Annotated in this window: 15 protein-coding genes; 10 read left to right on the top strand and 5 right to left on the bottom strand. The window is 72.3% G+C overall.

Annotated features, from left to right (window positions below):
* The first annotated feature begins 51 nt into the window (after positions 1-51).
* From AB0F77_RS24535 to AB0F77_RS24550, 4 genes are all read left to right on the top strand, one after another.
* Positions 52-1,965 carry an ABC transporter ATP-binding protein gene (locus AB0F77_RS24535; RefSeq protein WP_361952489.1) on the top strand — a complete coding sequence of 638 codons (1,914 nt, stop codon included), beginning with the start codon at positions 52-54 and terminating at the stop codon, positions 1,963-1,965.
* The gene (locus AB0F77_RS24540; protein ID WP_361952492.1) at positions 1,962-3,743 is read left to right on the top strand and encodes an ABC transporter ATP-binding protein; all 1,782 of its coding nucleotides are present in this window, start codon (positions 1,962-1,964) and stop codon (positions 3,741-3,743) included. Before AB0F77_RS24535 ends, AB0F77_RS24540 begins: the two co-directional genes overlap by 4 nt.
* 357 nt (positions 3,744-4,100) lie before the next feature.
* Positions 4,101-4,571: a DUF5709 domain-containing protein gene (locus AB0F77_RS24545; protein WP_361952495.1), complete on the top strand. Its 471-nt coding sequence runs from the start codon at positions 4,101-4,103 to the stop codon at positions 4,569-4,571.
* Positions 4,572-4,616: 45 nt separating this feature from the next.
* Complete coding sequence (locus AB0F77_RS24550) at positions 4,617-4,877, top strand: type B 50S ribosomal protein L31 (protein ID WP_361952498.1); 261 nt, start codon at positions 4,617-4,619, stop codon at positions 4,875-4,877.
* 101 nt (positions 4,878-4,978) lie between these two features.
* On the opposite strand, the gene AB0F77_RS24555 is transcribed toward AB0F77_RS24550, so the two are convergent.
* The gene (locus AB0F77_RS24555; RefSeq protein ID WP_361952501.1) at positions 4,979-5,773 is read right to left on the bottom strand and encodes a metal-dependent hydrolase; all 795 of its coding nucleotides are present in this window, start codon (positions 5,771-5,773) and stop codon (positions 4,979-4,981) included.
* A 145-nt stretch (positions 5,774-5,918) separates the two neighbouring features.
* Here AB0F77_RS24555 and AB0F77_RS24560 point away from each other — a divergent pair, with 145 nt between their 5' ends.
* Positions 5,919-8,432 carry a DUF3516 domain-containing protein gene (locus tag AB0F77_RS24560; protein WP_361952504.1) on the top strand — a complete coding sequence of 838 codons (2,514 nt, stop codon included), beginning with the start codon at positions 5,919-5,921 and terminating at the stop codon, positions 8,430-8,432.
* 19 nt (positions 8,433-8,451) lie between these two features.
* On the top strand, positions 8,452-9,318 hold the full coding sequence (locus tag AB0F77_RS24565; RefSeq protein ID WP_361952507.1) for an acyl-CoA thioesterase II: 867 nt from the start codon (positions 8,452-8,454) through the stop codon (positions 9,316-9,318).
* 30 nt (positions 9,319-9,348) lie between these two features.
* Here AB0F77_RS24565 and AB0F77_RS24570 read toward each other — a convergent pair whose 3' ends face one another.
* Positions 9,349-10,221 carry a DUF6397 family protein gene (locus tag AB0F77_RS24570; protein WP_361952510.1) on the bottom strand — a complete coding sequence of 291 codons (873 nt, stop codon included), beginning with the start codon at positions 10,219-10,221 and terminating at the stop codon, positions 9,349-9,351.
* 126 nt (positions 10,222-10,347) lie between these two features.
* A complete protein-coding gene (locus tag AB0F77_RS24575; RefSeq protein WP_361952513.1) occupies positions 10,348-10,761 on the bottom strand; it encodes a roadblock/LC7 domain-containing protein in 414 nt (137 codons plus the stop codon).
* 93 nt (positions 10,762-10,854) lie between these two features.
* On the opposite strand from AB0F77_RS24575, the gene AB0F77_RS24580 reads away from it, so the two are divergent.
* The 4 genes from AB0F77_RS24580 (at position 10,855) to AB0F77_RS24595 (ending at position 13,435) form a co-directional block, all read left to right on the top strand.
* Positions 10,855-11,283, top strand: coding sequence for a PPOX class F420-dependent oxidoreductase (locus AB0F77_RS24580; protein ID WP_361952516.1), 429 nt, complete (start codon positions 10,855-10,857; stop codon positions 11,281-11,283).
* Positions 11,284-11,399: 116 nt separating this feature from the next.
* Positions 11,400-11,999 (top strand): class I SAM-dependent methyltransferase, encoded by a 600-nt coding sequence (locus AB0F77_RS24585; protein WP_361952518.1) that lies wholly within the window; start codon positions 11,400-11,402, stop codon positions 11,997-11,999.
* Positions 12,000-12,121: 122 nt separating this feature from the next.
* Positions 12,122-12,418 (top strand): hypothetical protein, encoded by a 297-nt coding sequence (locus AB0F77_RS24590; RefSeq protein ID WP_361952521.1) that lies wholly within the window; start codon positions 12,122-12,124, stop codon positions 12,416-12,418.
* A 150-nt stretch (positions 12,419-12,568) separates the two neighbouring features.
* A complete protein-coding gene (locus tag AB0F77_RS24595) occupies positions 12,569-13,435 on the top strand; it encodes a hypothetical protein (protein ID WP_361952524.1) in 867 nt (288 codons plus the stop codon).
* Between the two features lie 211 nt (positions 13,436-13,646).
* Here the strand turns inward: AB0F77_RS24595 and AB0F77_RS24600 are convergent, their stop codons facing one another.
* Positions 13,647-13,829 carry a hypothetical protein gene (locus tag AB0F77_RS24600; protein ID WP_361952527.1) on the bottom strand — a complete coding sequence of 61 codons (183 nt, stop codon included), beginning with the start codon at positions 13,827-13,829 and terminating at the stop codon, positions 13,647-13,649.
* A gap of 177 nt (positions 13,830-14,006) precedes the next feature.
* Positions 14,007-14,468, bottom strand: a complete 462-nt coding sequence (locus AB0F77_RS24605) for a hypothetical protein (RefSeq protein WP_361952530.1) — start codon at positions 14,466-14,468, stop codon at positions 14,007-14,009.
* Positions 14,469-14,558: the final 90 nt, after the last annotated feature.

Raw genomic sequence — 14,558 nt, forward strand, 5'->3', positions numbered from 1 at the left:
ACCCTTTCACGGCTCGTTGCCCTCCTCCCCGACCAGAGCCGCTGGGACGCCATGCAGATTCAAGACCTCCCGTACTCCGATCCGGGCGTGCCGGACGCGCGATCGGGTCCCCGCTTCCTGTGGTGGCTCGGACAGAACCAACTGGGCGGGCAGTTCAAGGCCCTGGCCTGGGGCCTGCTGCACTTCGTCTCCGTCTCGGCCCTGCCGTTCTGCGTCGGCCTGGCCGTACAGGCCGTGGTCGACCGGTCCGGCACCCGGCTCGCCCTGACGGGCGCGCTGATGCTGGTGTGCGGGGTGGGGATCGCCGTCGGCGACACCTTCCTGCACCGCAGCGCCGTCACCAACTGGATCACCGCCGCCGCCCGCGTCCAGCAACTGCTGGCCCGCAAGGCGTCCCTGCTGGGTTCGCTGCTCACCCGGCGGGTCGCCGCGGGCGAGGTGGTCGCCGTCTCGACCGGTGACGTGGAGCGGATCGGATGGTTCGTCGAGGCCGTCTCCCGCTTCACGGCGGCCGCGCTGACGGTGGTCGTGGTCTGTGTCGGCCTCCTCTTCTACGAGCCCGCCCTCGGTGTGTTCGTCGCCGTCGGTGTACCCCTGCTCGCCCTCTCTGTGCTGCCGCTGCTGCCCCGGGCCACCCGCCGCGCCGACGTCCAGCGCGAGAAGGCGGGACGGGCCACGGAGCTGGCGTCCGACACCGTCGCCGGGCTGCGGGTGCTGCGCGGGATCGGCGGCGAGGAACTCTTCCTCACCCGCTACCGCACCGCCTCCCAGGAGGTGCGCCGCGCCGCCGTGCGCAGCGCCCGGATGTGGTCCCTGATCGCCGCGATCCAGGTGCTCCTGCAAGGGCTGTTGCTGATCGCGGTCGTCTGGCAGGGCGTCCGCCTCGCCCAGCAGGGCCGCATCGGCGTCGGTGAACTGGTCACTGTCTACAGCGCGGTGATGGTCCTCACCTATCCGCTCCAGCACTTCCAGGAGATCGCCATGGCGTACTCCTTCTCGCGCCCCGCCGCCAAGCGCGCCGCCCGGGTCCTGTCTCTTGAACGGCCCACGGACGCCGGGGGTTCCCGTGGGGCCGGAGTGGCGGGCGGCGATCTGTACGACCCGACGAGCGGTCTGCTCGCCCCCGCCGGCCGTCTCACCGCCGTGGTGTGCGGCGACCCGGACGCGGCGGGCCGGCTCGCGGAACGGCTGGGCGGACACCCCGCCGAGCCAGGTGCGTCGGCGCTGCTCGGCGGCGTGCCGCTCGACGAACTCCCCCTCGACTCCGCCCGCAGCGCCGTCCTGGTCCAGGACAAGGACCCGGTGCTGCTGTCCGGTGCACTGCGCGACCTGCTCGACGTGCCCTCGTCCGGCGAGGTCACCGCCGAGGACGCGCTGGGCGCGGCCCAGTGCGGGGACGTGCTGGAGGCGCTGGTCCAGGGGTCGTTGGACGTGACGGACCCGATGGACGCCCGCATCACGGAGCGCGGCCGCTCGCTGTCCGGCGGCCAGCGCCAGCGGCTCGCGCTCGCCCGGTCGCTGATCACGGACCCGGAGGTCCTGGTCCTCGACGAGCCGACCTCCGCCGTCGACTCGCACACCGAGGCCCGCATCGCGGAGGGCCTGCGCAAGCTGCGCGCCGGGCGGACGACGGTGGTCCTCACCTCCTCCCCGCTGCTGCTGGACCGGGCCCACCGGGTGGTCCTCGTCCACGAGGGCGAGGTGGCGGCGACCGGCGTCCACCGCGAACTGGTCCACTCCGACGCCCGGTACCGGGCCGTCGTCACCCGGGAGACCGACGACGAGCTGGCCGACGGCGCGGGTGCGCCGGGCGGGGACGCCGTCCTGCCGGAGAGGAACGCCGTCCTGCCGGGTGAGGGCGCCGTCCTGTCCGACGCGTCACCCGAAGGTGCCGCCCGTCCCGGCCCGTCGGACGAAGAGGACGCTCTGCGGAGCGCCTGGGAAGAGATCGAGGAGAGCGCATGATCGGCGTCGCGCCACCCGCCTACGACCCGGCCGCCCCGACGACGGCGACCACCCTGCCCGTCGGCGCCGCCGCTACTGTCCGCGCCTACGTGACCGAGCTGTTCCGCCGGCACCGGCGGGCCTTCCTGCTGCTCATCGGCGTCAACTCCCTCGCCGTCGTGGCCTCCATGGTGGGCCCCTATCTGCTGGGCGGACTCGTCGAGCGGGTGTCCGAAGGGTCTCGGGACCTCCGTCTCGGCACCACCGTCGGGCTGTTCGTGCTCGCCCTCGTCGTGCAGGCGGTGTTCGTGCGCGAGGTGCGGCTGCGCGGCGCGATGCTGGGCGAACGCATGCTGGCCGATCTGCGTGAGGACTTCCTCGTGCGGTCGGTCGGCCTGCCGCCGGGCGTCCTCGAACGGGCCGGCACCGGCGACCTGCTGTCCCGCATCACCACGGACATCGACCGGCTCGCCAACGCCATGCGCGAGGCCGTCCCCCAGCTGTCCATCGGCGTCGTCTGGATCGCGCTGCTGCTCGGCGGCCTCGTGATCACCGCGCCTCCGCTGGCCGCCACCGTGCTCGTCGCGCTGCCGCTGCTGGTGATCGGCTGCCGCTGGTACTTCAAACGGGCGCCGTCGGGCTACCGCTCGGAGGCCGCCGGATACGCCGCCGTGGCCGCCGTGCTCGCCGAGACCGTCGACGCCGGGCACACCGTCGAGGCCCACCGGCTCGGCGACCGCCGTGTCGCCCTGTCGGAACGGCGGATCAAGGAGTGGACGGCGTGGGAGCGCTACACGCTGTGGCTGCGGTCCGTGCTCTTCCCCGTCATCAACCTGACCCATGTGCTGGTCCTGGGCTCGGTGCTGATGATCGGCGGCTTCTTCGTGCTGCGCGGCTGGATCGACGTGGGCCGGCTGACGACGGGCGCGCTCATCGCGCAGATGCTCGTGGACCCGGTGAACCTGATCCTGCGCTGGTACGACGAGGTGCAGGTGGCCCAGGTGTCGCTGGCCCGCCTGGTCGGTGTGCGGGACATCGAGCCGGCCACCGGTGACGCCGGGACGGCGCCCGAGGGACGTGACGTGCACGCGGACCGGGTGCACTTCGGCTACCGCGAGGGCGTCGACGTGCTGCGCGAGGTGTCCCTGAACGTCGCCCCCGGCACCCGGCTCGCCCTCGTCGGACCGTCCGGCGCGGGCAAGTCCACCCTGGGCCGACTGCTCGCCGGGATCTACGCGCCCCGGGACGGCCGCGTCACCCTGGGCGGCGCCGAACTGTCCCGGATGGCCGCCGAGCGGGTCCGCTCGCACGTCGCCCTCGTCAACCAGGAGCACCATGTGTTCGTGGGCTCGCTGCGCGACAACCTGCTGCTGGCCCGCGTGGACGCGCGGGACGCGGAGCTGTGGGCGGCGCTGGGCGCGGTCGACGCGGACGGGTGGGCGCAGGCCCTGGCGGACGGTCTGGACACCGAGGTCGGCTCGGGCGGGCTCGCGCTCACCCCGGCGCAGGCGCAGCAGATCGCGCTGGCCCGTCTCGTGCTGGCCGACCCGCACACGCTGGTCCTGGACGAGGCGACCTCGCTGCTCGACCCGCGCGCGGCCCGTCACCTCGAACGTTCCCTGGCCCGGGTCCTGGAGGGCCGCACGGTGGTCGCCATCGCCCACCGTCTGCACACCGCCCACGACGCCGACGTGATCGCCGTGGTGGAGGACGGCCGCATCAGGGAGCTGGGCAGCCATGACGCCCTGGTCGCGGCCGACGGCGCGTACGCGGCGCTGTGGCGCTCGTGGCACGGCTGAGGCGCGTCGCGGGGGTGAACCTCGTCGCACGGCTGACGCGTGGCCCCGCCGGGGCGGCGATGTCGGCAGGGTGCGTGGGGCCGGTTCCGGCCGGCCCCACCGAGGCCCGCCGGCCCGCGGGTCACGGCCGCTCGCTCCGGGTGTTCGTCCGGCCCCGGGCGGTGAGGTGTGCACGGGGCACACGTGTCGTGGCGTTGCGCGGTCCCGAAGCGGAGTGGAAGTCTGGAGAGCGGCACGGGTTCCGGGGACACCCGGCAGCCCTCTGGTTCGAGTCCGGGTGAAACCTGTGCCCCGCGGGTGGGCGGTCGTCCGCCGACCCCGGAGAGAAGGGGCCGTCCCCACCACCTGGAGGTACCCGTGAACAGCGCCGACGGATGGGGAGACGACGTCTACCAGCCCGATGCGTCCGAGATCCAGGACGACGCGGGGCTGCTCGACGGTGAGGACACGCTCGTCGACGACGGTGTCGACGACCCGCTCGACCGGGGCTGGTCCCCGCCGGAGCGGCCCTGGGCGGTGGAGCACACCGGCGTCACCGCGGCCGAACGGTCCCGGGGCGAGACCTTGGACCAGCGGCTCGCCGAGGAGCTGCCCGATCTGGTCGCGCCGGACGGCGACGACATCGGTGACTGCCAGGGCACCGACGGCGAGGTCCTGGACAACGAGGTCGGCGACCTGCGCTCCGGCCGTCTGGTCGCCCCCGACGAGGGTGCGCACGAGGACGAGGAGAGCGCGCTGGTCGCCACGGACGTCGGCATCGACGGCGCCGGTGCCTCCGCCGAGGAGGCCGCCATGCACATCGTGGACGAGGACTCCTCGTTCACCTGATCCCCGGACCACCTGCCAGCCGACCGCCCCGCGCAAGGAGCCTCCATGCAGCAGGACAAGCACCCCGAGTACCACCCCGTGGTCTTCCGCGACCGCTCCGCCGGCTACGCGTTCCTGACCCGGTCCACGGCGTCCAGCGACCAGACCATCGAATGGGACGACGGCGAGACGTACCCCGTGGTCGACGTGGAGATCTCCTCCGAGAGCCACCCCTTCTACACGGGACGGGCCCGCACGGTCGACTCCGAGGGCCGCGTCGCCCGCTTCGAGCGCCGCTACGGCGGGGCCGGCCGCGACTCCGGCTGAGGGAGCGGCGCCCCGACCCGTGAAGGGGGCGAGGCGGCACGACGGAGGTGCGGTGCGGCCCGCACGGGGACGGGCCGACCCCGCCGGATCACGTGGCCCCGTCAGATCACGTTGAGGGCCGCCGCGCAGCCCAGCCCTCCGAGCACCATGAACACCGGCATCAGCACCCTCAGCTCGACCCAGCTGCCGGCACGGAACCGCATCGCCTTCGGCGGGCCCAGCGGGTACCAGCGCTTGCGGCCCAGGGGTATCGGCCACAGGATCGGGCAGCCCGAGACGGTCAGCGCGTCCCCGATGTCGTGCACCAGCGCACCCAGCACGATCGGCAGGCCCAACCACAGGTACTCCTGGCCGGGCTGGCTGAACAGCCAGTCGGAGCCGTTGCCGGGCTTGTCCAGGGTGCCCGCGAGGATCCACGCGCTCGTCGCGGCCAGCAGCCACACCAGCACGTCGCTGCTGGAGCCGCGGGCCGCCCGCCACAGCAGCCCCTCGATCGCCAGCACCATGTGCACGAACAGAAGCGCCAGCACCGCCCAGCGGCCCCCGACGATCGCCAGGGCCGAGGCGCCCCCGCCGATCAGGACCGCCCACAGCCAGGTGTGCGTCAGCGTGCGGTGCCCTCCGGAGCGACGCGGGTCGCCCGGCTTCCTCGTCGACTTGTAGACGCTGTAGGACAGCCTGTCCACGATCTCGCAGAGCCAGCGCGAGACGGGTCCGAAGGCCCGGGAGATGGTGGCCGCCTTGTGGTCGAGGTCCGGGGCCAGCGCGGCGCCCGCGCAGATCAGCGCGCCGCACAGCACGACGGGCCAGGGCATCGGATGCCCGGCCGCGGCGGCGGCCGCTCCGACCCCGAGCCAGGCCGCGGCCCCCGACAGTGAGTGTGCTGGTCCCATCATGGCCGCTGTCCGCCCCATTCCTCGTGTACCGCTGTCCAGTTGACCTGGTGCACTGACGTTCTGTCGGCGTCACAGCGTAGCGGCAGCGATCTTCGTGCCCGCAGCCGATTCCCCCATCGGTACCGAGGCCAGGCAAGATGGGTCCGTGACCCTCATCGATCAGCTGCCGCCGACCGCCGACCCCGACGCCCTCTACGAAGCCTTCGAGTCGTGGGCCCAGGAGCGCGGTCTCACGCTCTACCCCCATCAGGAGGAGGCGCTGATCGAGGTGGTCTCCGGTGCGAACGTGATCGTGTCGACGCCCACCGGGTCCGGCAAGAGCATGATCGCCGCGGGCGCCCACTTCGCCGCGCTCGCCCGTGACGAGGTCACCTTCTACACCGCCCCGATCAAGGCGCTGGTGTCGGAGAAGTTCTTCGAGCTGTGCAAGCTGTTCGGCACGGAGAACGTCGGCATGCTGACCGGTGACGCCTCCGTCAACGCCGACGCCCCCGTGATCTGCTGCACCGCCGAGGTGCTGGCGTCGATCGCGCTGCGCGACGGCAAGGACGCCGACGTCGGCCAGGTCGTCATGGACGAGTTCCACTTCTACGCGGAGGGCGACCGCGGCTGGGCCTGGCAGATCCCGCTGCTCGAACTGCCTCAGGCGCAGTTCGTCCTGATGTCGGCCACGCTCGGCGACGTCTCCTTCTTCGAGAAGGACCTCACCCGCCGCACCGGCCGCCCCACCTCGGTGATCCGCTCGGTCACCCGCCCGGTGCCGCTGTCCTACGAATACCGCCTCACCCCGCTCACGGAGACGCTGACCGACCTCCTGGAGACCCGGCAGGCGCCGGTCTACATCGTGCACTTCACGCAGGCGCAGGCCGTGGAGCGGGCGCAGGCGCTCATGAGCATCAACATGTGCTCGCGGGAGGAGAAGGACCAGATCGCCGAGCTGATCGGCAACTTCCGCTTCACCACCAAGTTCGGCCGCAACCTCTCCCGTTACGTCCGCCACGGCATCGGGGTGCACCACGCCGGCATGCTGCCCAAGTACCGGCGGCTGGTGGAGAAACTGGCGCAGGCCGGTCTGCTGAAGGTCATCTGCGGCACGGACACGCTCGGCGTGGGCGTCAACGTGCCCATCCGCACGGTGCTGTTCACGGCCCTGACCAAGTACGACGGCAACCGGGTGCGCACGCTGCGCGCCCGAGAGTTCCACCAGATCGCGGGCCGGGCCGGACGGGCGGGCTTCGACACCGCGGGGCTGGTCGTGGCGCAGGCGCCGGAGCACGTCGTCGAGAACGAGAAGGCGCTGGCCAAGGCGGGCGACGACCCGAAGAAGCGCCGCAAGGTGGTGCGCAAGAAAGCGCCCGAGGGCTTCGTCGGCTGGACGGACACCACGTTCGAGAAGCTGATCGGGTCCGAGCCGGAACCGCTGACCTCGCGTTTCCGTGTGACGCACACGATGCTGCTGTCGGTGATCGCCCGGCCGGGCAACGCCTTCGAGGCCATGCGGCGTCTGCTGGAGGACAATCACGAGCCGCGCAAGCAGCAGTTGCGGCACATCCGGCGGGCCATCGCCATCTACCGGTCGCTCCTCGACGGCGGCATCGTCGAGAAGCTGGACACGCCGGACGCCGAGGGCCGCATCGTCCGGCTCACCGTCGACCTCCAGCAGGACTTCGCGCTCAACCAGCCGCTGTCCACGTTCGCGCTGGCCGCGTTCGAACTGTTGGAGCCGGAGTCGCCGTCGTACGCCCTGGACATGGTGTCGGTCGTGGAGTCCACACTGGACGATCCGCGGCAGATCCTGGTGGCCCAGCAGAACAAGGCGCGCGGTGAGGCGGTGGCCGCCATGAAGGCGGACGGCGTCGAGTACGAGGAGCGCATGGAGCGCATCCAGGACGTGACCTACCCGAAGCCGCTGGAGGAGCTGCTCTTCCACGCGTACAACACCTACCGCAAGAGCCACCCCTGGGTCGGCGACCATCCGCTGTCGCCGAAGTCGGTCGTCCGCGACATGTACGAACGGGCACTCTCCTTCACGGAGTTGGTGTCCCTCTACGAGCTGGCCCGCACCGAGGGCATCCTGCTGCGTTACCTGGCCAGTGCCTACAAGACCCTGGACCACACCGTCCCGGACGACATCAAGTCCGAGGACCTCCAGGACCTCATCGAGTGGCTCGGCGAGATGGTGCGCCAGGTGGACTCCAGTCTGCTGGACGAGTGGGAGCAGCTCGCCAACCCGGAGGAACTGACCGCCGAGGAGGCCCAGGAGAAGGCCGACGAGGTCAAGCCGGTCACGACCAACGCCCGCGCCTTCCGCGTCCTCGTCCGCAACACGATGTTCCGCCGCGTGGAGCTGGCCGCGCTCGACCAGGTCCAGGAGCTGGGCGAGATGGACGCGGAGAGCGGCTGGGACGCCGACGCGTGGGGCGAGGCGATGGACAAGTACTGGGACGAGTACGAGGACCTCGGCACCGGTCCGGACGCCCGCGGCCCCAAGCTGCTGGTGATCAAGGAGGAGCCGCAGAACGGTCTGTGGCGCGTCCGTCAGATCTTCGACGACCCGAACGACGACCACGACTGGGGCATCAGCGCGGAGGTCGATCTCGCGGCCTCCGACGCGGAGGGCCGCGCGGTCGTCCGGGTCACCGATGTCGGTCAGTTGTGAACACAGGAGAATCCCACCCATGACGAACCCGGCCGACAGGCTCGTGGACCTGCTCGACCTGGAGCAGATCGAGGTCAACATCTTCCGTGGCCGCAGCCCGCAGGAGTCGCTCCAGCGGGTCTTCGGCGGCCAGGTGGCCGGCCAGGCGCTGGTGGCCGCCGGGCGCACCACGGAGGGCGACCGTCCGGTGCACTCGCTGCACGCGTACTTCCTGCGTCCGGGCCGTCCGGGCGTGCCGATCGTGTACCAGGTCGAGCGGGTCCGGGACGGGCGGTCGTTCACCACCCGGCGGGTCACCGCCGTGCAGCAGGGCCGCACGATCTTCAATCTGACCGCCTCCTTTCACAAGCCTGAGGAAGGACCGTTCGAGCACCAGCTGCCGCCGGCCCGTGAGGTGCCGGACCCGGAGTCCCTGCCGACGGTGGCCGAGGAGATCCGCAAGCATCTGGGCGCGCTGCCGGAGCAGTTGGAGCGGATGGCGCGGCGTCAGCCCTTCGACATCCGCTATGTGGACCGGCTGCGCTGGAACGCCGAGGAGATCCGGGGCGCCGAGCCGCGCAGCGCGGTGTGGATGCGCGCGGTGAGTCCGCTGGGCGACGATCCGCTGGTGCACACCTGCGCGCTGACCTACGCCAGTGACATGACCCTGCTGGACGCCGTGCGCATCCCGGTCGAGCCCCTGTGGGGTCCGCGGAACTTCGACATGGCGTCGCTGGACCACGCCATGTGGTTCCACCGGCCGTTCCGCGCGGACGAGTGGTTCCTGTACGACCAGGAGTCGCCGATCGCGACGGGCGGCCGCGGTCTCGCCCGCGGGCGCATCTACGACCTGGAGGGGCGTCTGCTCGTCTCGGTCGTCCAGGAGGGCCTGTTCAGGGCCCTGTAGAGCGGGGCGCCGCCGTCCGCGGGACCGGGTTCACGGCCCCGCCGGCCGGGGGCCTCTGCGCAGCAGGCGGTCCAGCAGCCCGCGGGACGGTTCGGTCCCGGGCGGGGTCGGGATCTGCCCGGGGCGCGGTGCGGGGTGGTGCGCGCGTGCTTCCTCCACCGCCCGGACCAGGTCGCTGCGGAGCCAGTCGATCTCGTCGGGGGCGTCCGCCGTCATGATCCGCTCGACGAGGTGCGCGGAGGGTGATCCCGGCGCACGCTGGACGGGCGGTCCCGGCAGGAGGCGGTTCAGGTGGGCGCGTTCATGGGGGTCCGGGACGGCATCCGCGACCTGGTCGGGGGCGAGGAACGCGGCCACCGCCGCGGCGTGTTCCCAGGGGTCGTGGGCCTGCCGCAGCAGGAATCCCAGGTGGCGTCCGCGCCAGGTGCGGGCCCGCAGGTCCGCTCCCGCGCCGAGCTGGTCCCGCAGCCGCTCGGGCGTACGGCCCGTCAGGAAGGACGTGTTGCTCTCCTCGGCGCTGAACTGCCGCAGTTCGTCGGCCAGATAGAGCCAGACCACGGCCCGGTAGCGGTTGAGGTAGAAGGTGACCGGGACGATCAGTCCCAGGCGCGCGAGGCGGGTGAACCTGCTGGGCGGCACGCCCATGAGGGTCGCGGCCTCCGTGGTGCCGACGGTCCTGACGCTCTCCCGGAGCGCTTCGGGGAAGCCGTCCGCCGAACGCAGCCGCTCGATCTCGGCCCGCTCGACGCGACGGTCTCCGCCGCCTCCCTCGTCCGGCACGGTGCGGATGCGCCCGAGGTGCATCGCGAGGTCGAACTCGCTCCGCTTGAGGTCCAGTTCACGTGCGGCTCGGCCCGGTGCGCAGGTGCGGTGGCGTGGCTGTGCGATGGTGCTGCCCGACATGGTCGTACTCCCCCGTGGAGTGGGTGCTCACGCTGTGTGCGTTCGCCGTGAAACACACCGTAGCCCCTCGGCCACACACCGTGGCCGGCCTGTGGAAAACTCCACGGGGATTGACGAACGTGCAGGTCAGAGGTCTGACGCGGACGTTCGCTGAGGTTGCCTTACATCCACGCCGAGGTGTTCTCCGACGCGGTTCACGAGCAGGGTCATCTCGTAGGCGATCTGCCCGATGTCGGAGTCAGCGCCGCTGAGCACGCAGAGGCAACTGCCTTCGCCCGCCGCGGTGACGAACAGGACCGCCTCGTCGTACTCGATCATCGTCTGGCGCACCCGGCCCGCGCCGAAGTGCCGTCCCGACCCCTTGGCCAGACTGTGCAGCCCGGAGGAGACCGCGGCGAGGTGCTCCGCGTCCTCCTGACGGAGTCCCGTGCTGGCTCCGGTCACCAGTCCGTCGTTCGACAGGACTAACGCGTGTCGTACGTGGTCGACGCGCTCGGTCAGATCGTCCAGCAACCAGCTCAATCCCTGGTTCTGCGCCATGTTCCGTCTCCCCGTGTGACGTCTCCTCCTGGCCGGAGGATCTCTCAGCCAGCCTTCCCCACGAGTGCCGCTCGGGCAAGGAGGATGGGAGCCATGGCACAGAAGATGACCGACCAGGAATGGCGGGCGTTCGTCTCGCACGGCACCCGCACCGGCAAGTTGTCGACCGTCAGGGCTGACGGGAGCCCCCATGTGACGCCGATCTGGTTCCTGCTCGACGGGGACGAGCTGGTGTTCAACACCGGGAAGGAGACGGTGAAAGGGCACAATCTGGCACGTGACGGGCGTGTCGCCCTGTGTGTGGACGACGAGCGTCCGCCGTTCCACTTCGTGGTCCTGAACGGGCGGGCCACGCTGTCGGAGGACCTGGACGAGGTCCGGCGGTGGGCGACGAGGATCGCCGCGCGATACATGGGCGAGGAGCGCGCCGAGGAGTTCGGTGCCCGCAACGGTGTTCCGGGGGAACTCCTGGTCCGGGTCGCCGTCGACAAGGTGAGGGCGGTGAAGAACCTGTCGGGCTGAGCAGTGCCGGCCGACGGAGCGGAGTGGTCGGGCGGCGCGGGTCCATCCGGCGTGCTCCACCGGCCTGATCAGCGCTTCCTTCCACGCCCCGGCACCGGTGCGGAATCATGCGGGGCATGAGCGACGACCACACACATGTCCAGGAGTTCTTCGGCGCCCGCGCGGCCGACTGGGACAGCCGCTTCCCGGACGACGGCCCGGCCTACACGGCCGCCGTCGCCGACCTCGGGGTCCGCGAGGGCGACCGCGTGCTCGACGCCGGGTGCGGCACGGGACGCGCGCTTCCGCCGCTGCGCGCCGCCGTCGGACCGTCGGGGGTCGTGCTCGGCGTCGATCTGACCCCGGCGATGCTTCAGGCCGCCGTGCGGGCCGGACGGGATCACGACGGCAGGCTCCTGCTCGCCGACGTGGCGGCGCTGCCGCTGCGCTCGCGGTCCCTCGACGCCGTGTTCGCGGCCGGGCTCATCGCGCATCTGCCCCGTCCCGCCGAGAATCTGCGGGAGCTGGCACGCGTGGTGCGGCCGGGCGGCACGCTGGCGTTGTTCCATCCGATCGGCCGGGCCGCGCTCGCCGCGCGCCAGGGCCGCCACATCACGCCGGACGACCTGCGCGCCGAGCCCAATCTGCGCCCGCTGCTGGCCGGTTCCGGCTGGCGCATGACGTCGTACGCCGACGAGGACGCCCGCTTCCTCGCGCTGGCGGTCCGGGAGCCCTGAACGCGCACGGCGGAGTCGGTTCATCCGGGCGTCGCCCTTCTGTGGCCGCGGCTCCAACCCTACGTTGAACAGGAGCAGATGGAGGGTCGGGTACGTCACCGCGCAGTGGGAAGGTGCTCCGCATGTTCGACAGGATCCGCACATACGTCACCGGGTTTTGGACCTCCACGCGCGCGGAGGCGGTCGGCGGTCGTGAAAAGGGCGCGCACAACTTGTTCGAGGCGGCTGCCTCCTATGTCGCGTCCTCCGTCGACGACGACCAGGACGGCATGGACGAAGCAGCGGCCTGGGTGTCGCCCGAGGCCCTGTCCTTCGGGGTGAGGGAGCTGGCCTGCCGGGCCGTCATCGCCCTGGCCCGGGAGCGGGACGAGCCCCCGCGGGCGGTGGCCCGGGATCTGCTGGGGCTGCCGTCGGCCTGATCCGGTCCCGTTCCACCGGCCGCTCCACGTGGCCGTTTCGCCCCTTCCGTGGTGGAGGACGGCGGCTCCGGGTGTGAGGAGGAGTCGTGACAACCGCCTTCCGCTCGCACTAGGGTGCGCGCCGTTGGACGAACCACTGGGGAGGCTGGGATGGCCGGGACGGACACGGAGGCCGTCGCCGCGGACGACGCGCTGTACGTGCTCACGGCGGTGCTGCTGACGCCGCCGCAGTTTCCGAGCGTGCTGGGCGACGACTACCCGGAGGCGTGCGCCGCCCTCGGTCTCACGCCGCTCGCCGAGGGCTACGGCCTGGTGCTCGGCCAGGACGGTTCCGGCGCCCGCTGGACGGTGGTCGTCGACGACGTGTCGCTGGTCGCCGTCGCGATCGCGTCCTGGGACTGCGGCATGGAGTACGACCTGTCGCCGGACGAGCACACGGTGGTCGCCGCGCTGCCGGGCTGGCCCCTCGCGGTCGCCGTCGCGGCCCCCGGGGTGCCCGCGCCGCACGATCCCGGCCCCGACGTCGCGGAGGGCCCACCGCTGGCCCCGCCGGACACCAGCACCTGGGGGCCGGCCCAACGGCGGCTCGGCGCCGACGAGATCGCCCTCCAGTGGGCTGTCTGGCGGGAGCAGATCGACGACGCCGAGTTCTCGACACCGGGCGACGCTCCGGCGCGGCCCCAACAGCCCTCGCAGCCCCCGCAGCCCCCGCAGTCCGGGAACGGCGGTGCCGAAGCCGCTCCCACGGGCCGCCGCGGCATACGGCGGGTGCTGGCGGAGGCCCGCGCCTATGTGGGCTCGCCGCCGCCCCTGGGCCGGGTCCGTTCCACGTTCGCCCCGGGTGACGCCCGCACGCTGCGCGTCGACGGGCCCGGCTGGTCGATGGTGGCCCGCACCGACGACATCGCGTTCGTCCTGCTGGACGAGGAGCCCGGCGAGGTCCTGCCGGTCGGCCGGGGCCCGGAGCTGCCCGGCCTCCTGGAGGCGCTCGACAAGATGGCCGTACGGCCCAGTTGAGCCTGCCGGGCCCGCGCAAGGGCCAGCGTCCCGGCACGGGCACGGCACATCCGGCCCTTCCGTCTGCTTCGACCTGTCTCGTTCGACGCGCCGGTCTCCCGGGTGGAGCGGGGCGCTCCGCCGCCCGCGGACCGGACCGTCGGCGGGTCCGGGGGCGGCGACGTGGTCGGCTCCTGCTCCCTGACCGGGTACGCGGCCGGGTGTCAGCGCCTCAGCGGCCGATTTCCTTCCGCGTGGCCCGGCGCAGCCTGCGGCGCTGCGAGGGGTCGAGCGTGAGGTACGCGGCCACCGGGACGCCCACCACGATCAGGAACGTCACCCACCAGGGCAGCCATATCAACAGGATGAGCCCGACCGCCACACCCCCTGCGGCGATCTTCGCGTTCTTGGACATGAGCGTCGCCTCCTTCGCGGCCACTGCCGCTCTCTGATGTGAAAACGGGCGCGCGCTCCCGGCGGTTCCGGGCACCGACCCTGAGACGTCCCTGAGTCGCCCCCGACTCCCGACCCTGACACACCCCGAGGGCCGATACCCGACCGAAAAAATCGAACACCTGGTGAAGCGAGCGGGTCACCCCTGGGGTGCTTCCCCGCCGAGGGAGGGGAGGAGCGACCTCAGGTCGCTCGGCAGCTCGCTGGGGAAGCCCGAGGGCAGCCCGCTCGGCAGGTCGGTCGGGAAGCCGCTCGGCAGCGCTGTCGGAAGCCCGCTCGGCAGTGCCGTGGGGAATCCGCTGGGCAGCTTCGTGGGGAGGCCGCTCGGCAGGCCGCTGGGGATGCCGAGCGACGGCTCGGTGGTGCCTCCGGTGCTCGCCCCGCTCCCGTCGGGCGAGTCGTCGCCCGAGGTCGTCAGCACCACGGCGACGACCGCGGCGGCGGCCACGAGCACGCCGAGCACCGCGAACAGCAGGCCCCGGCGCCTCGCGGGGGCTCCTGGCGGTAGCGCGCCGCCCGGGACGGGCGGTCCGAAGCCGTCCGGGGAGGGATCGCCGCCCGGAGGGCCGGGCGGCCGGGGCGGCGGAGGCGGTGTGACCATGTCGCCCAGGTTCGCCGTGCCCCCCGTCATGACGCGACCCCCGCGCGGACGTTGGTACGGAGCCAGGTCATGGACCGCATGGTTCCGTGT

Origin of the sequence: Streptomyces sp. NPDC026672 (genome assembly GCF_040638185.1) — a bacterium.
GTDB lineage: Bacteria > Actinomycetota > Actinomycetes > Streptomycetales > Streptomycetaceae > Streptomyces.